The 18,879-nt window shown below is 36.5% G+C and carries 17 protein-coding genes and 1 tRNA gene; 11 read left to right on the top strand and 7 right to left on the bottom strand.

Annotated features, from left to right (window positions below; genetic code table 11):
* The first annotated feature begins 67 nt into the window (after nt 1–67).
* From COCH_RS00085 to COCH_RS00035, 11 genes are all read left to right on the top strand, one after another.
* Nucleotides 68–1,615: a sialidase family protein gene (locus COCH_RS00085; protein ID WP_012796827.1), complete on the top strand. Its 1,548-nt coding sequence runs from the start codon at nt 68–70 to the stop codon at nt 1,613–1,615.
* A 138-nt stretch (nt 1,616–1,753) separates the two neighbouring features.
* Entirely contained in the window at nt 1,754–3,223 is a 1,470-nt protein-coding gene (gene guaB / locus COCH_RS00080; protein ID WP_012796826.1) for an IMP dehydrogenase, read from the top strand.
* Nucleotides 3,224–3,361: 138 nt separating this feature from the next.
* Nucleotides 3,362–4,231, top strand: coding sequence for a mechanosensitive ion channel family protein (locus COCH_RS00075; protein WP_009417816.1), 870 nt, complete (start codon nt 3,362–3,364; stop codon nt 4,229–4,231).
* A gap of 12 nt (nt 4,232–4,243) precedes the next feature.
* Complete coding sequence (locus tag COCH_RS00070) at nt 4,244–5,572, top strand: TrkH family potassium uptake protein (protein ID WP_012796825.1); 1,329 nt, start codon at nt 4,244–4,246, stop codon at nt 5,570–5,572.
* Nucleotides 5,573–5,575: 3 nt separating this feature from the next.
* Entirely contained in the window at nt 5,576–6,226 is a 651-nt protein-coding gene (locus tag COCH_RS00065) for a potassium channel family protein (protein ID WP_012796824.1), read from the top strand.
* A gap of 463 nt (nt 6,227–6,689) precedes the next feature.
* Complete coding sequence (locus tag COCH_RS00060) at nt 6,690–7,670, top strand: DUF3644 domain-containing protein (RefSeq protein ID WP_012796823.1); 981 nt, start codon at nt 6,690–6,692, stop codon at nt 7,668–7,670.
* Nucleotides 7,671–7,828: 158 nt separating this feature from the next.
* Nucleotides 7,829–8,296 (top strand): hypothetical protein, encoded by a 468-nt coding sequence (locus COCH_RS00055; protein WP_002672685.1) that lies wholly within the window; start codon nt 7,829–7,831, stop codon nt 8,294–8,296.
* 152 nt (nt 8,297–8,448) lie between these two features.
* Entirely contained in the window at nt 8,449–8,739 is a 291-nt protein-coding gene (locus COCH_RS00050) for an ATP-dependent Clp protease adaptor ClpS (protein ID WP_012796822.1), read from the top strand.
* A 51-nt stretch (nt 8,740–8,790) separates the two neighbouring features.
* A complete protein-coding gene (locus COCH_RS00045; protein ID WP_012796821.1) occupies nt 8,791–9,567 on the top strand; it encodes a 3'-5' exonuclease in 777 nt (258 codons plus the stop codon).
* 30 nt (nt 9,568–9,597) lie between these two features.
* Nucleotides 9,598–11,796 (top strand): RelA/SpoT family protein, encoded by a 2,199-nt coding sequence (locus COCH_RS00040; protein ID WP_012796820.1) that lies wholly within the window; start codon nt 9,598–9,600, stop codon nt 11,794–11,796.
* Between the two features lies 1 nt (nt 11,797).
* Nucleotides 11,798–12,340 (top strand): RNA methyltransferase, encoded by a 543-nt coding sequence (locus COCH_RS00035; protein WP_012796819.1) that lies wholly within the window; start codon nt 11,798–11,800, stop codon nt 12,338–12,340.
* 58 nt (nt 12,341–12,398) lie between these two features.
* Here the strand turns inward: COCH_RS00035 and COCH_RS00030 are convergent.
* The 7 genes from COCH_RS00030 to COCH_RS12090 form a co-directional block, all read right to left on the bottom strand.
* Nucleotides 12,399–12,471: transfer RNA gene (locus COCH_RS00030), tRNA-Gly, on the bottom strand.
* A 230-nt stretch (nt 12,472–12,701) separates the two neighbouring features.
* A complete protein-coding gene (locus COCH_RS12565) occupies nt 12,702–12,836 on the bottom strand; it encodes a hypothetical protein (protein WP_012796818.1) in 135 nt (44 codons plus the stop codon).
* A gap of 1 nt (nt 12,837) precedes the next feature.
* Nucleotides 12,838–13,893, bottom strand: coding sequence for a heparan-alpha-glucosaminide N-acetyltransferase domain-containing protein (locus COCH_RS00020; RefSeq protein ID WP_012796817.1), 1,056 nt, complete (start codon nt 13,891–13,893; stop codon nt 12,838–12,840).
* Between the two features lie 219 nt (nt 13,894–14,112).
* A complete protein-coding gene (locus COCH_RS00015; RefSeq protein WP_012796816.1) occupies nt 14,113–16,221 on the bottom strand; it encodes a carboxy terminal-processing peptidase in 2,109 nt (702 codons plus the stop codon).
* 56 nt (nt 16,222–16,277) lie between these two features.
* Nucleotides 16,278–17,228 (bottom strand): hydrogen peroxide-inducible genes activator, encoded by a 951-nt coding sequence (locus COCH_RS00010; protein WP_012796815.1) that lies wholly within the window; start codon nt 17,226–17,228, stop codon nt 16,278–16,280.
* 9 nt (nt 17,229–17,237) lie between these two features.
* Nucleotides 17,238–18,152, bottom strand: coding sequence for an LLM class oxidoreductase (locus COCH_RS00005; protein ID WP_002672655.1), 915 nt, complete (start codon nt 18,150–18,152; stop codon nt 17,238–17,240).
* Nucleotides 18,153–18,449: 297 nt separating this feature from the next.
* The gene (locus tag COCH_RS12090; protein ID WP_167524715.1) at nt 18,450–18,599 is read right to left on the bottom strand and encodes a hypothetical protein; all 150 of its coding nucleotides are present in this window, start codon (nt 18,597–18,599) and stop codon (nt 18,450–18,452) included.
* Nucleotides 18,600–18,879: the final 280 nt, after the last annotated feature.

Here is an 18,879-nt window from a genome sequence, read left to right as displayed (position 1 = left end):
ATTTACATCACAACTTTGTCAAAGTCTATAATATTAATAATCAATCTCTAAATCAATAAATTAACAAATGAAACAACTATTTACCATTATTGCATTATGTTTTCTTAGCTTTGGCTATGCCCAAAAAGGAATGACTTTTACTCAAACACAAATGCCTTTGGCTACTGATAAAGATAATCTTATTACCTCATTTGTACTACCTATAAAGCAAGGAACAGAGGTAAAAGAACTTTCTTTGCAGTTTAAGAGTAAAAAGCTCAATCTTTCAGAACTCTCTGTTTATGTAGGTGCTAACGCTAAAAGAGAACAAGCAACACTTTTTGCTAAAACTTCAAATCTTGGTTGCAACACCAAACTACAAGGAAATTTCAAAGCTACTAATGATACCCTTTTTGTTTGGATTTCTGCTCGTACTACTCAAAAACCAGACCTCTTGCAAAAACTGTACTTATCAAAGGTAAAACTCATCACTAATGAGGCAAAAATCACCCTCAGCAATGCTAAAAAAGAAGGACAACGTTTTGCTATTGCGCTTCGTCAGCGTAAACAAGACGGGATAGAATGTTACCGTATACCAGGGCTTGTAACCACTAATAAGGGTACGCTGATAGCCGTTTACGACAATCGTTACAACAACTGCAAGGATTTGCAAGAAGATATCGATGTAGGAATGAGTCGCAGTACTGATGGCGGACAAACGTGGGAACCTATGAAAAAAGTGATTGATATGGGGGAATGGGGAGGAAAAACTAACCGCCTTAATGGGGTAGGAGATCCTGCAGTTTTGGTAGACGAGCAAACCAATACTATTTGGGTGATGGGCTTGTGGCAGCACGGCTTAGATCCTCAAACAATGAGTTGGTGGGGCTCTAAAAGTGGAATGACTCCTGAGGAAACAGGACAAATAGTAGTAGTAAAAAGTGAAGATGATGGTAAAACGTGGAGTGAACCTATCAATATCACCTCTCAAATCAAAAATCCCGAATGGAGGCTCTTTTTCCAAGGACCTGGAAGAGGTATCTCTATGAGCAATGGTACTTTGGTATTTGCAGGTCAGTTTAAAGATAAAGATCAAGTGCCTCATTCAACTATTATTTACAGTAAAGACCACGGAAAAACGTGGCACGTAGGTACAGGAGCTAAAACACACACAACTGAATCTCAAGTGGTAGAACTCTCTGATGGTACGTTAATGCTCAATATGCGCGACGACCGCAATCGATCTAATTATGAGCTTTCTGATAACTATCACGGGCGTTCAGTAGCTGTTACTGCCGATATGGGCAAAACGTGGGTAGAGCACAATACCTCTCGCACTGCTCTTACCGAACCTAATTGTATGGCAAGCATTATTTCTTATAAAGATAAAAAGGGAAAACAGTATTTATTCTTCTCTAATCCTAATGATGCAAAGGATAGAGTAAATATGACTATCAAAACAAGTAAAGACGAAGGTAATACTTGGGATAAACTTGCTTCAGTATTGTTGTATGAGCAAGCAGCTATGGGCTATTCTTGTCTTACAGTAATAGATAATAAATATATAGGTATTCTTTACGAAGGTGATGGAGATTTATACTTCCAAAAAGTGCCTATCAAAGAGTTTATCAAGTAAAGCAAAAGAATTTGTAACCTTAATAGAGACGATATAAAGAGTATCGTCTCTATTTGTTTGATTTAAAATACTTGAAAAATTTGCTTCGTATATAAAAAAAGAAGTACATTTGCACGCAACTAAATTCTCTTTTTTAAAATGAATTTCCAAGATAAAATTATTAACGAAGGATTTACCTATGATGATGTCCTTCTTATCCCCAATTATTCTGAGGTATTACCTCGCGAAGTGTCGATAACCTCACGTTTTACCCGTAACATCACCCTGAATGTACCCATTATCTCAGCGGCTATGGACACTGTAACCGAAGCTGCTATGGCTATAGCTATGGCACGCGAAGGAGGCATAGGAGTGCTCCATAAAAATATGACTATTGAGGAGCAAGCCAAACAAATACGCAAAGTAAAACGTGCCGAAAGCGGTATGATTATCGACCCTGTTACGCTTCCCTTAAACAGCAAGGTGAGTGATGCAAAACGTTGTATGAAAGAAAACAATATTGGCGGTATCCCCATTGTTGATGCTAACGGAATCTTAAAAGGCATTGTAACTAACCGCGATTTGCGCTTTGAACACGATAATAATCGCCCAATAACCGAAGTAATGACCTCTAAAAACCTCGTGATTGCCAACGAAGGCACTTCTATGAAGGAAGCTGAGGGTATTTTACAACGCAGTAAGGTAGAAAAACTCCCCGTAGTAGATAAAAACTACAAATTAGTAGGTCTTATTACCTTTCGAGACATTGCCAATTTGCAAGAAAAATCTATTTCTAACAAAGATAACTTAGGGCGCTTGCGCGTAGCAGCAGCCTTAGGGGTTACTACCGATGTAGTAGACCGTGCCGAAGCTCTTGTACAAGCAGGAGTTGATGCTGTAGTTATCGATACAGCTCACGGACATACAAAAGGCGTAGTGAATGCTCTTAAAGCCGTAAAAAGCAAGTTTACCGACTTAGAAGTAGTGGTAGGAAACATTGCCACTGCCGAGGCTGCTCTTTATTTGGCTGAAAATGGCGCTGATGCAGTGAAAGTAGGCATAGGTCCAGGCTCTATATGTACTACCAGAGTGGTAGCAGGCGTGGGTTATCCTCAATTATCAGCGGTGATGAGCGTTGCAAACGCTCTTAAAGGTAAAGGAATCCCTGTGATTGCCGACGGAGGCATTCGCTACACCGGCGATATCGTAAAAGCCATCGCCGCAGGTGCCAATAGTGTGATGCTTGGCTCTCTGCTTGCCGGCACTAAGGAATCACCGGGGGAAACTATCATTTTCGAAGGCAGAAAATACAAATCTTATCGCGGTATGGGTTCGGTAGAAGCGATGAACCAAGGTAGTAAAGACCGTTATTTCCAAGATGTAGAAGACGATATCAAAAAACTTGTGCCCGAAGGCATTGTAGGGCGCGTGGCATACAAAGGCGAACTACAAGAAAGTATGCATCAGTTCATCGGAGGCTTGCGCGCAGGTATGGGATACTGTGGTGCCAAGGATATCGAAACGTTGCAAGCCGTGAGTCGCTTTGTGCGCATCACTACAAGCGGAATTACCGAAAGCCACCCCCATAATATTACCATCACCAAAGAAGCTCCTAATTATTCACGTTAATAAATGAATAAAACTTCCAAAAATGAGGCTGTCTGAAAAGATTAGACAGCCTCATTTATGTAATAAATAGCAAAAAAGTGCCTATCAACAATATATTTTGTACTTTTGCCATTTGGTAAAACAAACTTATTAGACTCAATGGAAAACGGAATAGTAAATGATTACATTAATATTATAGAAGTATTCACTAAAAAAATACATCTATGGATTCAACTCTTCATCGATAAAACACCTAATATCGTTATAGCCTTATTAGTCTTTATTTTAGGTTTTTATCTTTCTAGACTTATCAAAAAAATAGCCATTCGTATCTTAGAAAAGCGTGGTGTAAAACCTTCTTCACGCATAATGCTTGGCAATATTATTTCTGTGTTGGTAGTTATTACCTTCTTTATGTTTTCGCTAAATATTTTAGACCTCGAAAATATGTTTAAAACCATTTTGGCAGGGGCAGGAGTAGCAGGTTTAGCTATCGGTTTGGCATTACAGGGCACGCTTAGCAATACTTTTTCAGGCATTACCTTATCTTTTAGTAAGAGCATTCGTATAGGACATCAAATTGAAACTATGGGCTATACAGGTACTATTGAAGATATAAATTTGCGTACTATCAAGCTTAAAATGGCTGACGGGAACTATGTGTCGATACCCAATAAGCTTATAGTTGATAATCCTATGAAAAATTATTCTGAAAGTGATACTGCCAATGTATTAGTTACTTGTGGTGTAGGTTATGAATCGGATTTGGAGCAGGTGAAAATGCTTACTGAAACTACCATTCGGCAGATGATGAAACAAAAAGAGCTTGATACTACCATTTCTTTTTATTATACTGAGTTCGCCGATAGTTCTATTAATTTTATTGTGTATTTTACTATTCCTTCCAAGAAACTTTCTGAGTCTTTTTTGTATAAATCAGAAGCTATAATGGCTATCAAGAAGTGTTTTGATGCACATAATATAAATATACCTTTCCCTATTCGTACCATTCAGATGGATAAACAATAAAAATTGAACCTAATGTTAAAAAAAATATCACCATATAACCTCATAATGCTTTCGTTTATAGGCTTAATAGTCGTAGGTGCTTTGCTTTTGATGATGCCTTTTGCACATACGCCTCAGAAAGATATTTCTTTCCTCGAAGCGCTTTTTACAGCTACTTCGGCGGTTACCGTTACGGGTCTTTCGGTGATAGATATAGGAGCGACCTTTACTATTTACGGGAAACTCATTTTATTGGTGCTTATTCAGTTTGGCGGATTGGGAGTGCTTACTATTTCCTCTGTTTTAGTATTGCTTATTGCTAAACGCATCGGTTTTTATACTAAAAAAATAGTAGCCGAAGGGCTTAATCACAACAAAAGTTACGATATTTATGCCGTAGCAAAGCGTGTGGTGTATATTACTTTGCTTTTTGAAGCTACAGGAGCGTTGTGTTTGTTTATTTCTTTCATTCAAGAATTCCCTTTTGGGAAAGCGTTATTTTTCTCGGTGTTTCACTCGGTATCAGCTTTTTGTAATGCGGGTGTTTCTTTGTTTCCTCATAGCTTCGAAGGTTATACTTACAATGTTTTTGTGAATATTATTATCGCTTTTTTGGTTATTTTTGGTGGTTTAGGCTTTACAACTATTATTCAATCCTATGAATACTTGCGAAAAAAGAGACGAAGACTCGATATTAACTCACAATTTTCAATTTTGATGACAATAATCTTGCTCGTTGCGGGTACGTTCTTGTTTTTTATCTTAGAATATAAAAATTATCACACACTTTACGGGAAAAGTTTCTTTGGACAGATGCTTATTAGCTTTTTTCACTCTGTAAGTTTGCGTACAGCAGGTTTCGATACGATTCCGTTGGAGCATTTAAGCAGTGCCACCATTCTTTTTTGCGTAACGTTTATGTTTATAGGGGCATCGCCAAACTCAACAGGTTCTGGCGTGAAAACTACTACTATTGGCATCTTATTTCTGGGTATTAAAACAGCATTACTCAATAAGAACTATATCGAATTTTCAAAGAGACGCATCTCTTGGAAACTCTTTAATAAAGCATCTGCACTCGTGTTTATTGCGATGATGTATGTGATTACAATGATTGTAATACTCACAGTCTTAGAACCCGATTTAGAATTTACAAAAATAGCTTTCGAACTCATTTCGGCATTCAGCACTTGCGGACTTTCTACCGGAATTACCTCACAATTAGGCAACAGTTCAAAATTTATTTTGATATTTACAATGTTTTTAGGCAGGGTAGGACCGCTTACCATTGCGCTCGCCTTGTCGAGACCACGTGCCGAAGGAAATTACAAATACCCAAAAGAAAATATTTTAATAGGATAGATTATGAAGAATTTTTTAGTCATAGGATTAGGAGAGTTTGGCAAATCGGTAGCCAAAACACTCTATAAGAACAAAGCCACTGTGCTAGCAATAGATTCGCGTGAGAGTGTTATTAAGCAAGCTCTCAGTGAAAATATCATCGATGAAGCTGTGATTTTGGACGCTACCGATGAAATTGCCCTCAAAAATGTAGTGAAAGACGATTTCGACACTGCTTTTGTGAGCGTAGGCGATAATATTCAGGCGAGTATCCTTATTACTTTGCAGTTAAAGGAATTGGGATTAAAAAACATCATTTGCAAAGCCGTAAACCACACACAAGAAAAGGTTTTATACAAAATAGGTGCTACACAAGTAGTATTTCCAGAGGAATTAATGGGCGAAAAAGTAGCCTATTCCGTTTTGCGACCTACCATTATAGAATATTTTAAGTTTGCTGAAGATTATTTTATCTATGAAGTAAAAGTACCCAAGAGTTATATAGGAAAATCGTTGATGGAACTCAATTTGCGACACAAGTATGAGATAAATATTTTGGCAATAAAGCATTCTGATGGCAAAATGAACGTAACACCCGACCCAAATGCTAAACTTAGCAAAGACGACCTTTTGGTAATACTCTCCAATACCAATGTAATTGATAGAATTGTGTAAAAAAATGCTTTTTTATGCTAAAAAATAGCTTACAGAAGCAATATTTTAGCTTCTGTTGCTATCCCGATAGCTTCCATAATCAAACTGAATGCTTCCATAATCAATATTTTAGATTATGGAAGCAATATTTTTGCTTTTGTTGACAATATTTTAGATTGCAGAAGCAATCTATATTGCTTACAGAAGCTAGAAAGGTCGATTAAGGAAACAATATTTTTGATTAAAGAGACAATGTTTTAGATTAAGAAATCAAAAAAATTAGATTGCATAGGCAATATTTTAGCAATCAACTTTTCCAAAATCTCAAACTTTGCCAAAGTTTGAAATTAAAGTAGATGATGTTTATAAACGAAGAAAAAAAATTTTTTTTCTTCGAAATGTTTGATTTGTTTATTTTGAATAGATTAAAATTCTTTATATGATTAATGGTATAATTTAGTAACTTATAATATATTTAAATACTATGGAAAAAATAAGAAAAAGAAAAATGAAATCATTAAAAGATGAATTATTGATAAAATCAAGAGAAGCAATGCTTTCGGCAGTACAGATTTTTAATAATCCTAATATGATGTTTAAATCAGAAAGTTTTATAGTTTTATCTAATATATCTTGGATGTATTTACTACATGCATATTATAAGAAAATGAATGTTGATTATAGATATTATACTTTAAAAAATCAAAGAAAAAAATATGATAAAACCAAATATAAAGCATTTAAACGTTGGGAATTAGAAAGATGTTTAGATGATGATAGTTGTCCTATTGATGAGAATACAAAACATAATTTAAAATTTTTAATAGGTTTACGTCACGAGATAGAACATCAAATGACAACAAGAATTGATGAATATTTAAGTGCAAGATTTCAAGCGTGTTGCTTGAATTATAATAATTATATTAAAAATCTTTTTGGAGAACAATATGGAATTGATAAACATTTATCATTTTCTTTGCAATTTTCTACAATAAATGAAGAACATTTGAATCAACTGAGAAATTTTTCAGATTTACCTAAAAATATTGCTACTTATATAAATGTTTATGATGAAAAACTTTCAGATCAAGATTATAATGATATAAGATATTCTTATAGAGTGCTTTTTGTTCCAAAGAATGCAAATCATAAGGGACAAGCTGATAAAGTAATAGAGTTTATTAAGAAAGACAGTCCAGAGGCAGAAGGATTGAATAAAGAACTCATTCTTATTAAAGAGAGAGAAAGGAAAAAATTTTTGCCAAAAGAAATAGTTTCAATAATAAATGGAAAAGGTTATAGGAGATTTAGGATGTATGAGCATACTCTTTTATGGAAAGAAAAAGATGCAAAAAATCCAAATAAAGGATTTGGGACATCTGTATCTGGAACTTGGTATTGGTATGAAAATTGGCTATTAGAAGTTGAAAAATATTGTTCTAATAATAGGAATATTTTTTCTTAATTAATAATATGTTATTTATTAAAGTATGATATTATAATGTAATTTATTCAAACTAATTATCATGTTTATGATTTTGTTAAATTTTTGTTAAAATATTTGTCTTTCCAAACAAAAATTCGTTCCTTTGTGGCGTTATTAACCCATTAAATATTTTTACTATGGGAAATTTGATAAATGCAACCTTATCAGAAACTGATAAAGAAAGTGTAAAAACAAAACTTTCAGAAGTGCAACAGCTCTTGAACTTTTTAATAGCGTTGCCAGCAGATCAAAAAAGAGGCGGTGCCTCTATGGGACAAAAAAGTGTGGAATTTGTAAACCTCGCTTTGCGTGGCGCCAATCATTTTCCACAATATTTATTGCAATCGTTTAACAAAGCTGAGTTTGAAAACGATGTGCATTTAATAGACCAATTGTGGGATATCCGCGTATTGGTAGCTTCCTTGCTCGAAAAGCTCGACGATACCATTTATGCTGCTTCTTCCGATGCTATGCAAACAGCCAATGAGGTATATACCTATTTGAAAACATCGGCTAAGAAAGACGCTTCGGTAAAAGCATTGGTAGACGAAATGGGAAAACGTTACGGCAAGAAAAAAGCTAAAAACGGACTTACCGATAAGTAATGCTATGGTAAAAAAAGGACAAAACGCCAAAAGAAGGCACTTTCTTTTGGCGTTTTTGTGCTTATAACCTTTGCTAAAATCCCATTATATCGGTTAAGCATTTGCACAATTCATTTATTTACTATACTTTTGTATCATCATAAAAACAATTTATGCTACGAAATAATTATCAAGAAGAAACTTTTGACGAAGGTGATATAACGGAATTTTTAGAAGGCGAATGTCATCTCATTTTATACAATGATGATGTCAATACCTTCGACCACGTTATCGATACCTTAGTAAAGGTTTGTCATCACACCTTTGAACAAGCCGAGCAATGCGCTATTATTGTGCATTTCAAAGGAAAATGCGATGTAAAATCAGGAAGTTATAGCTTCCTTAAACCGCTCTGCACCGCGCTTCTTAATGCGGGACTCTCAGCCGAAATAGAAGAAGTATAATTTTTTTATCTTAAATTATTTGTTCTTAACTTTTAACTATTCATTAAAATCGTGGAACTAAAATTATCAAAACCTATTTGTTTTTTTGACCTTGAAACTACGGGCATCGATATTACCAAAGACCGAATTGTTGAAATATCTATCTTGAAAGTCTACCCCAATGGCAATAAGGAAAGCAAAACGTGGTTGGTAAACCCTACTATTCCTATCCCCAAAGCTGCCTCAGATGTGCACGGCATTACCGATGAGCGCGTTGCGGGTGAGCCTACTTTTAAAGAGCTTGCCAAGCAAATTCATAATATGATAAAAGATTCCGACCTTGCTGGCTACAATTCCGACCGCTTTGATATTCCTTTACTTGCCGAAGAAATGTTGCGTGCCGAAGTAGATTTTGATTTGGGAAACCGCGTATCGGTAGATGTACAAACTATTTTTCACAAAATGGAACAGCGCACCCTCTCAGCAGCCTATAAATTCTATTGTGGTAAAGACCTTATTGATGCGCATACGGCTTCGGCAGATACCAATGCCACTTATGAAATCCTCAAAGCCCAGCTCGACCGTTATGACAACTTAGAGAACAACATCAAAAAGCTCAGCGAGTTTACTTATCGCAAACAAATAGCCGACTTTGCTGGGTTTATTGGCTATAATGACAAAGGCGAAGAAATCTTTACCTTTGGGAAACACAAAGGTAAACGTGTAGAAGATATTTTTGACGAAGAACCAGGATATTTTGGTTGGCTTCTCGGTGCCGACTTCCCGTTGTATACCAAAAAAATCCTTACGGCTATCAAACTCCGCAAATTATCGGCTACTATTAAATAGATTTTTGAAAATCCTCTTTTGTTCTTTGCTATGGAAACAAACATCGACTTAGAAGAAGAAAATAAAGCCATTGCGCGCGAGTATAAAGAACTCTTGCGTATCAGCTATCAAACCCTGAGTGATGAAGATAAAAAGCTCATTCGCTTGGCGTTTGACACCGCTGTTGATGCGCACAAAAACCAACGCCGAAAAAGTGGGGAACCTTACATTTTTCACCCTATTGCCGTAGCTAAAATTGTTGCTTCACAAATAGGATTAGACGCCGTAGCCATTGCGTCGGCTTTGCTACACGATGTAGTAGAAGATACTGACTATACGATTGAAGATATGGAACGGCTTTTTGGTAACACTGTAGCACATATTGTGGAAGGACTTACCAAAATTTCGAGTATGAGCCGTGAAAATGATATCTCTTTACAAGCCGAGAACTTCCGAAAGCTCCTCCTCACGATGAACGACGATGTACGTGTGATTCTCATCAAAATTGCTGACAGACTCCACAATATGCAAACGATGGATTCGATGGCAGAATACAAACAAGCCAAAATAGCTTCGGAAACACTCTATATTTATGCACCTATTGCTCACCGCATTGGTTTGTATAACATCAAAACAGAATTAGAAGACCTCGCCCTTAAATACACTGACCCTGAGCGCTACAATAGTATCCTAAACAAAATGGAGGAATCCAAAGAAGAACAACAGGAATACATTGAGGCGTTTACCAAAATCGTAGAAACTTCTTTGACGCAACAAAAAATTGATTATTCCATCAAAGGGCGACCTAAATCAATCTATTCTATTTACAGAAAAATGGAATCGCAAGGCGTGAGTTTTGAAGAAGTTTACGATAAATTTGCGATTCGCATCATCTATAAAAGTGAACCAGCCGAAGAAAAGTTTTTGGCTTGGAAAATATACTCTATTGTTACCGACCACTTCCGTCCCAATCCCACCCGATTGCGCGATTGGATTTCCTCACCCAAATCTACAGGTTACGAAGCCTTACACATTACCGTAATGGGTCCAAAAGGCAAATGGGTAGAGGTGCAAATACGCAGCGAACGTATGCACGAAATTGCCGAAAAAGGTTATGCAGCCCATTTTAAGTATAAGCACGGCAACCAAAAAGAAGAAGGCATCGAAATGTGGCTTAATAGGTTGCAAGAAATCTTTGAAAACAGCGAGGCAAATGCGGTGGACTTTGTAGAAGACTTTAAACTCAACTTGTATTCCAAAGAGATTTTCGTCTTTACCCCTAATGGCGAGATAAAATCCCTCCCGAAAGGCGCAACTCCCTTAGATTTTGCTTTTTATATCCATACAGGAGTGGGCTTAAAAACGCGGGGAGCTAAAGTAAACAATAAATTAGTGCCCTTAAACTATGTGTTAAAGAGTGGCGAAACGGTGGAAATCATCACTGCCGAAAATGTAAAACCTACTAAAAACTGGCTCAACTATGCCACCACAGCCAAAGCTCGTAGTAAGATAAAAAATGCTTTAAAAGAAGAGACAAAAACCGTTGCCGCCGAAGGAAAAGAGATTTTAGTACGAAAATTAAAACAATTGAAGATTACTCTCAACGAGGAAGTGATGAATGAGATGGTGAGTTACTTCAAAACAAAGACGAGCTTAGATATTTACTATCAAGCAGGCACGGGAGAAATCAGCAACCAAATGTTGAAAGACTTTGTATCGCATCGCACGTCTTTCTTTGGCTTATTCAAAAATAAAGCAGTAAAAAAACCTACCGACGAACCCATTTATTCGCCCAACGTTCACTATGATAGCATTGTGTTCGGCAAAGAAGAAGAATCGTTAGACTATACTTTTTCAAAATGTTGCAATCCTATCCCTGGTGATCCCATTTTTGGATTCGTTACTATCAACGAAGGGGTGAAAGTACACAAAAAAACTTGCCCGAATGCTATTTCGATGCAATCGAATTACGCTTATCGTATCATTCAAGCCAAATGGGTAAAATCTGATGAAAGAGATTTCAAAGTGAGTCTTAAAATTAGTGGTATTGACCGCGATGGACTCATCAGCGATATCTCAAAAGTGATTTTGGATAGCAAATTTGTAAAACTTACCAACATTAATATTGATACCGAAGGCAATGTATTCAGCGGGAAAGTTTCTATTTCTATCAACAATAATGCAACTTTAAAGAAATTGATGCAAGATATTAAAAACATTAAAGGAGTAGATAAAGTAAACAGACTCTAATATGCGAAAATTAGCAAATAGTGAGCTCAATAGGTTGGATATTGAGCAATTTAAGAAGGCAGAAAAGACACCTTTAATAGTAATTTTGGATAATGTGAGAAGTTTGAACAATATAGGTTCTGTTTTTCGCACTTGCGATGCTTTTTTAATTGAAAAAATATACCTCTGTGGGATTACTGCCACTCCTCCAAACAAAGAGATTCACAAAACAGCTTTGGGTGCGACTGATAGTGTGGCGTGGGAATATGTAGAAAACACACTTTCGGCAGTAGAAAAGCTAAAAGAGCAAGATGTTTATATTATTAGCATTGAGCAAGCTGAAAATTCCACAATGCTGAATGATTTTCAGCCTAACGGAAAGCAAAAATATGCTATTATCTTTGGCAATGAGGTAAAAGGAGTGGAACAAGAAGTGGTTTCAACTTCTGATGAGGTGATAGAAATTCCACAGTATGGTACTAAACATTCTCTGAATATTTCGGTAAGTGCAGGAATTGCTATTTGGGAGTTAGCAATGAAGCTCAGGAAGCATACAATGTTATAAAAATAGAAATGATAAACAAAAAGCCTGATAACATATTGTTATCAGGCTTTTTTTGTAGAGCGGGAGACGAGGTTCGAACTCGCGACATTCAGCTTGGAAGGCTGACGCTCTACCAACTGAGCTACTCCCGCAATTACAATGATATAAATAATTTTTCGAGTGCAAATATACGGGCATTTGCTATTATATTCCAAATTTTTTTAAACTTTTTTATTGTATTTTCTGTAAATAAAAAAGTAAAGACTTATAAATCAATGATTATTTTTCTCATTACTTTTCTTCTGATAAAGATAAAGACAAACGAATGAAGATAAAATTTTACGTAAAGTTTTTAAATGTATATTTTTACTGATTTTTATCTTTATTTATAAGTAGCTAAACTTTCTAAAAGTAGCGAAACAAGTTCTTTATGACTGATTTTCATTGTGGAACTTGCAATACTGATAGGAGCTCCATACATTTTTTGACTGCTGGTAAAGATTTCTATGGCTGCCATTTTATTTCTCAATGGTTTTCTTGTTTAAATATTTTTCTTTTATATATTTGCTGACTTTGTGATAATAGAATGAAAGAATTAAAATACCTATCACAAAGGCAATAGCACCTATCACAGCTTGGGTAGGATTTAAGCTTTTATGAAGATAATGGTCTAAGTTGAAATATGGAATAAAGTGATAGAGCGCAATACTGTGAATGATGTAAATAGAAAGGGTATTTTGCCCTATACGTTGTAAAAAATGGGCAGTAAGTACATTTCGTAAGATTACAAATACAGCAAATGTCCAAAGAGTATCACCCATTCTCAAAAAAAGAAAGCCATTGCGTGCTAAACTTTCAAAGTGTCCCCACCCTGTAATGCTGTATAAGAAGTGAAATGTGTGATATTGGAAGTGAAAAATGGCTCCGATGCCAATAAGTAGTAGTGTATATACTGTATATAAGTGTTTGGTGTTTCTGTAATAGTAAAATAGCGATCCCATAAAGCCTCCTAAGGTTACAAAGCCTAACCACGGAAAAATAGTAAAGAAAGTACCGTATTTTGGAGTGAAGTAATTGGCTACTACTTGGGGTAACCAAGAGTATTCATATTGGTTATAGGTTTCGTTGAAAGTGAAAAGTAGTAAAGTAATGCCGATGAGCATTGTAGGAAGGAAATGCCTCACGTGATTTCTAGCTAATAAGTAGAGTCCTACCATTATGATGAGAGCTAACCCTATACAATGCAAAATATCTACGAAATAGATGCTTTTCCGCAAAATACACGCCACAGCTATAAGCATTAATCCGCGTTTTGCTCCTTTCTTTACACGTGGGTTCTTGAGTCCTACACCACTGCGTTCGCCTTCTCGAATGAGCAAATAGGTAAAGATAAAGCCTGAGATGGTAAGGAATACAGGTGCGGTAATACCTGTGAAATAATGCCAAATATGATAGTAAGGGTTATTTTCGTCACAGTATGATTCAGCAAGTAAAGCGGTGATAAAATGTCCTTGTAACATCATACAGATGGCATAAGCGCGTATTACATCGATAAATATCAGTCGTTGTTTCATTATATTTTTATAGTCTATTATCTATGGTCTATTTTTCCTTTTGTAGTGGGGGTGGTTCTTATTTCTATATATAATACTAAGTATCTTAAAACGCATTTCTATTTAGGTAACAGACAAAATGTAGTGCAAAGGTATAACAAATTTCCCATATACCCAAAATAAAAACATTGGCAAAGCTCCTCGCTCTGCCAATGTTTTTATAATGTATTACTTATTGTCTTATTTGTTCAAATCTTCCAATACTTTCACAGCTTCATCTATATACACATCTTTTTCAAGACTTTCGTGCCAACGATCACGACGTAATTTCAAGTCTTCACTGTTTTTTATTTTAGCCTCATCAGAAGCTACTGAAGTGAATTTCAAGTTAGATTTGTAATCGTTAATTGCTTTGAACTTTTTAGATTGCTCTTCGTTTTTCTCAATTACTTTTTTGTAAGCTTCGTAGTTGAGAGGAAAAACGTTGTCTTTCTGTTGTTGTTTTATCCATTGAGCATTTTCGTCAATCAGCTTTAAGTATTGATTTTCACTAATGCGTTTTTTGCTGTTTTCTATTGCCTTATCAAAGTTAGCATTGTTAGTCCAAGGAGTGTACTTAGCAGGCTCTATTTTATCCCAAGGCATAGCGTTGGGCATATCGCGTTCGCCTATGTCAATATATTTGTATTTATCAGGCACTACGATATCGCTTTCTACACCTTTTAGCTGAGTAGACCCTCCGTTGATACGATAGAACTTCTGAATAGTAATTTTTATAGCACCAAGGTCGCCGTAATTGTTTTGGCGCAAGAAACTATTAAGGTCTACAAAACTTTGTACGGTACCTTTACCAAAGGTTTGTTTACCACCTATGATGATAGCGCGTTTGTAGTCTTGCATAGCCGCTGCCAAAATCTCTGAGGCTGATGCCGAAAGCTCATTGGTAAGGATTACCAACGAACCGTCCCATTGTGTCTTAGGGTCGTTGTCAGAGAGCACATCACGACTTCCGCGCGACGATTTTACTTGTACGATAGGTCCCTTAGGAATAAATAAACCTCCTATATCCACTACTGTTTTTAAGGAGCCCCCTCCATTGGTACGTAAATCTACAATAAGCCCGTCTATATTCTCTTTTTTGAGCTTTTCTATTTCAAGAGCCACATCAGTCGCAGCATTGCGTTGGTTTACATCTTCAAAATCGATATAGAATTTAGGTAAGTTGATAAGTCCATAGCGTTTACCATTAGCAGTTATCACTGCCGATTTGGCATAAGTTTCTTCAATTTCTACCACATCGCGAATGATAGACACTACTTCTATTGTACCGTCTACTATTGTACCGTCTACGCGTTTTACGGTAAGGCGTACTTCAGTGCCCTTAGGCCCTTTAATAAGTTTTACCGCATCGTCTAAACGCATTCCTACTACATCTACGGGCTCACCGGCTCCTTGTGCTACTTTTAGGATTTGGTCGCCTACTTCAAGGAGTTTACCTTTCCATACTGGCCCTCCCAAAATCACATTGGTAATAGCAATTCCATCAGTCTTCTTTTGTAATTGTGCCCCTATACCTTCAAACTTACCCGACATATCTCGGTCGAAACCTTCTTTGATGTCTGGTGCCATATAGTTGGAGTGGGGGTCGAAAGTCTCAGTAATAGCGTTCACAAACATACTGAACCACTCTTCACGAGTGATGTCGTTGTACATACTGAACATATCAGCCAATGTCTTTTGAGTAGCTTCTATCGATTCTTTTTTGAGCACCTCATTGGTTTTAGGCTGATATTTAGCGTCCTTTTCTTTCTTGCTCGCTTCTTCCTTTTGTTTAGTGATATAAGTGGAAAGTGTAGTGAAAATAATTACTTGTTTCCAGCGGTTTTGTAACTCAGCTTTGTTCTTTACAAAAGGCAACTTCTCATAGTCGGTATTAATCGTTTCATTGGTATTCAGGTTGATTGGTTTAGCAAAGATAGCTTTGGTAATTGCTTCTGCTTCTTTCATACGTTGTTTGAGGCGTTCGTAAGAAAGGTTGAAGAATGCAATTTCTCCGTTTTTCAAATCGTCGTCCAAACGGTTTTCGTACTTTTTTAACTCGTTGATATCCGATTGTAGAAAATAACGCTTCTGCCCATCAATATTATTCAAATAACTGTCAAATACTTTCTTAGAGAAAGCATCGTCCATTTTTATCGGACTAAAATGCGCATTTTCCAGTACGTGTTGTACAATGTCCAAAAGCACTCTATCCTTGTCTTTATCTGGATTGTCAAATTTCTTACTTGTAAAACTACAAGACGCAAATGAAATAAATAATAAAAATAATACTGCTGAAATATTTTTCATTCTAAAATTGTTTTTTAATAATTTAGCTAACTTTCAATTCTTAGCTCTTAGCTTTATCAAATTCTGTGCCTTTCTCTTGTTGGGCTGATAATTTTTACATTTTGGAAAACAATAGCCCCTCGTATAACCCCTGCAATAGTGTCGTGTAAAGCTTTGATGATTTGCATTTTTAGTTCGTTTTTGTGATATACCAAGCTGATTTCGCGTGCAGGGTAAGGCTCAGCAAAATAGTGAATGCGTTTCTTTTCTTCCTCTTTCAGTTCCAAAGAGTGTAAATATGGTAACAAAGTCATTCCTAAGCCTTCGTTAGCCAAGCGTACCAAGGTTTCAAAACTACCGCTTTTTAGTTGGAAGTGCTCTTTTGAGTCTATCACATCTTGGTTGCAGATATTCAGTACACTGTCCTTAAAACAATGCCCGTCTTCAAGCATCAATATATCGTTGATATCCAAATCCTCAGAATAGATAGTCTTAGAGTTTTGCAAACGGTGATTTTGTGGAATATAAGCCACAAAAGGCTCATAGTATAACGGTCTTTCTACTATCGACGGATTGTGCAGAGGGGTTGCCAAAATTCCTGCATCATAACTCCCGTCCTCTATCTTTTTCAAGATGTTTTCAGTAGTTTGCTCCTCAATTTTTAGGCATACCTTAGGGTATTTATTGATGAAATTAGTGAGAAACATAGGTAGTAGAGTAGGGGAGACGGTAGGGATAATTCCCACGCGAAACTCACCTCCTATATACCCCTTTTGTTGCGCTACTATATCGTTCATTCTCCCCGCTTCATTTACAATTACTTGGGCTTGTTTAACGATTTGTTCTCCTATTTCAGTAACCTGTAAAGGCTTTTTGCTCCTGTCAAAAATAGTAACCCCCAATTCTTCCTCCAATTTCTGCACTTGCATACTCAAGGTAGGCTGGGTAACAAAACTGTGTTCAGCAGCGGTAGTAAAGTTCTTGTACTTCGCCACAGCCAACACATATTGGTATTGAGTAATGGTCATAATTTGCGTTTATTTCAAGTGTGGCAATACTTCTTTTCCTATTTCTTCAAGCACTTCACTTGCAGGGCGAGAGCAGTATTTTAGTACGAGCATAATATGGTTAACCCCTATTTTCCCGAGTTCTAAGAACATATCCAATAAATAGTTACGTCCTAAACGGAAACCTAAGTCCATTTTCTCTGGTTCAAAATCAGGGTCATCTTTTAGGTCAATATACACAGGTTGAATATAAGGTTTAGAGGGTTCTCCTTCTTGTTTAAGAGCTTTGTGCCAGTCTTGTATTACCTTCTTTGTGAAAGCAAAATCTCTTGGGTAGTAAATCCACCCGTCCGAGTTTTTCGCAATCCATTCCAAATTCACTCCTCCTATGTGCCCTGTAGCATACATTGGTATATTTTTATGCAAGGGCTTAGGCACTACATCACCCATTTTTTCCATTAGGGTACCATACTCATTGTTGTAGGTAGGGAACTCTTTGCTCCACAAGTCGCGTAACATAGCCATATGCTCCAATACACGAGTACTCCGTGATTCATAAAGTTCATTAAAAGCAGGATATTCTACAGGTCGGTCACCAGAAGCAACTCCCATCATAAAACGCTTCGGAAATAGCACGTCAAGACTCGCCGAAGCTTTGGCTACGTGTAAAGGGTGACGCAGTGGTAGTATTACACTCGCAAAGCCAAACTTAATACTTTGGGTAAGAGTAGCAATGTGTGCCAAATATATCCACGGGTCAAACATTTGTCCTACTTCGTTAAAATCAGGAGTGTATAGAGGAATGTCACGCACCCACACAGCATTAAAGCCTAACATTTCAGCTCGCTGAATGAGTTGTACTTGGTTTTCCATTTTAGGAATAGCCCCTTCGTATGCTTCAATAGGTAGTAGTAAACCAATAGATAATTTGTGTGCGTCTATCATAATGATGAGTTTGTTTAGAACGGCAAAAATAAGAAAAAATAATGTATAAATTCACTAATATCGAAAATCTTTTTTACTCATATATAATATCTATTGATTTTCAGTAATATATATCCCTTTTTACAAATCTCTAATCACCCTTTCTTTATCTTTTCAAAACCGACTTTCCTACCTTCATTCTTTATTTGCCCGTGCGGTTTACCCCCTCTTTCCAAAACGAACTTTGCCAAAGTTTCAAATTTTAGTAAAGTTGAAATCTACTAATCACCCTCTTTTTATCTCTATCTTAGCTTTAACTTACCCCCACTTTACCTTCGTTCTTTGTTCGTCATTCGTTCGTCTTTTGTTCGTCATTCGTTCGTCTTTTGTTCGTTCATTGTTCGTCTTTTGTTCGTCTTTTGTTCGTCTTTTGTTCGTCTTTTCTATATCTGCCCGTGTGGCTCGCACCGTCTTTTGTTCGTTCTTTGTTCGTTCTTTGTTCGTTCTTTGTTCGTTCTTTGTTCGTTAATTATTTATCCGCCCGTGTGGCTCACACTATCTGCCTGTCGTGCTACGACTGCCCGTGTGGCTCACACCTGCCCGTGCGGCTTGCACCGTCTTTCCTATAAGCTCTCTATATCTACATTATTTTATTCTTCCGTCCCCATTTGCTAATTTTCAAATTTGTTAATTTACTAATTATACTCACTATTTTATTCTTCCGTCCCCATTTGCTAATTCTCAAATT

It is taken from the genome of Capnocytophaga ochracea DSM 7271 (genome assembly GCF_000023285.1).
Classification (GTDB): Bacteria; Bacteroidota; Bacteroidia; order Flavobacteriales; family Flavobacteriaceae; genus Capnocytophaga; species Capnocytophaga ochracea.
This window is presented reverse-complemented; position numbering and strand designations above follow the sequence as displayed.

Bases quoted from the DNA above. Each gene is read 5' to 3' on its own strand.
- COCH_RS00040 (WP_012796820.1), top strand. From the start codon at position 9,598: ATGGAAACAAACATCGACTTAGAAGAAGAAAATAAAGCCATTGCGCGC.
- COCH_RS00050 (WP_012796822.1), top strand. From the start codon at position 8,449: ATGCTACGAAATAATTATCAAGAAGAAACTTTTGACGAAGGTGATATA.
- COCH_RS00085 (WP_012796827.1), top strand. From the start codon at position 68: ATGAAACAACTATTTACCATTATTGCATTATGTTTTCTTAGCTTTGGC.
- COCH_RS12565 (WP_012796818.1), bottom strand. From the start codon at position 12,836: ATGGCAGCCATAGAAATCTTTACCAGCAGTCAAAAAATGTATGGAGCT.
- COCH_RS00060 (WP_012796823.1), top strand. From the start codon at position 6,690: ATGGAAAAAATAAGAAAAAGAAAAATGAAATCATTAAAAGATGAATTA.
- COCH_RS00070 (WP_012796825.1), top strand. From the start codon at position 4,244: ATGTTAAAAAAAATATCACCATATAACCTCATAATGCTTTCGTTTATA.
- COCH_RS00055 (WP_002672685.1), top strand. From the start codon at position 7,829: ATGGGAAATTTGATAAATGCAACCTTATCAGAAACTGATAAAGAAAGT.
- COCH_RS00020 (WP_012796817.1), bottom strand. From the start codon at position 13,893: ATGAAACAACGACTGATATTTATCGATGTAATACGCGCTTATGCCATC.
- COCH_RS00005 (WP_002672655.1), bottom strand. From the start codon at position 18,152: ATGATAGACGCACACAAATTATCTATTGGTTTACTACTACCTATTGAA.
- COCH_RS00065 (WP_012796824.1), top strand. From the start codon at position 5,576: ATGAAGAATTTTTTAGTCATAGGATTAGGAGAGTTTGGCAAATCGGTA.
- guaB (WP_012796826.1), top strand. From the start codon at position 1,754: ATGAATTTCCAAGATAAAATTATTAACGAAGGATTTACCTATGATGAT.
- COCH_RS00035 (WP_012796819.1), top strand. From the start codon at position 11,798: ATGCGAAAATTAGCAAATAGTGAGCTCAATAGGTTGGATATTGAGCAA.
- COCH_RS00015 (WP_012796816.1), bottom strand. From the start codon at position 16,221: ATGAAAAATATTTCAGCAGTATTATTTTTATTATTTATTTCATTTGCG.
- COCH_RS00075 (WP_009417816.1), top strand. From the start codon at position 3,362: ATGGAAAACGGAATAGTAAATGATTACATTAATATTATAGAAGTATTC.
- COCH_RS00010 (WP_012796815.1), bottom strand. From the start codon at position 17,228: ATGACCATTACTCAATACCAATATGTGTTGGCTGTGGCGAAGTACAAG.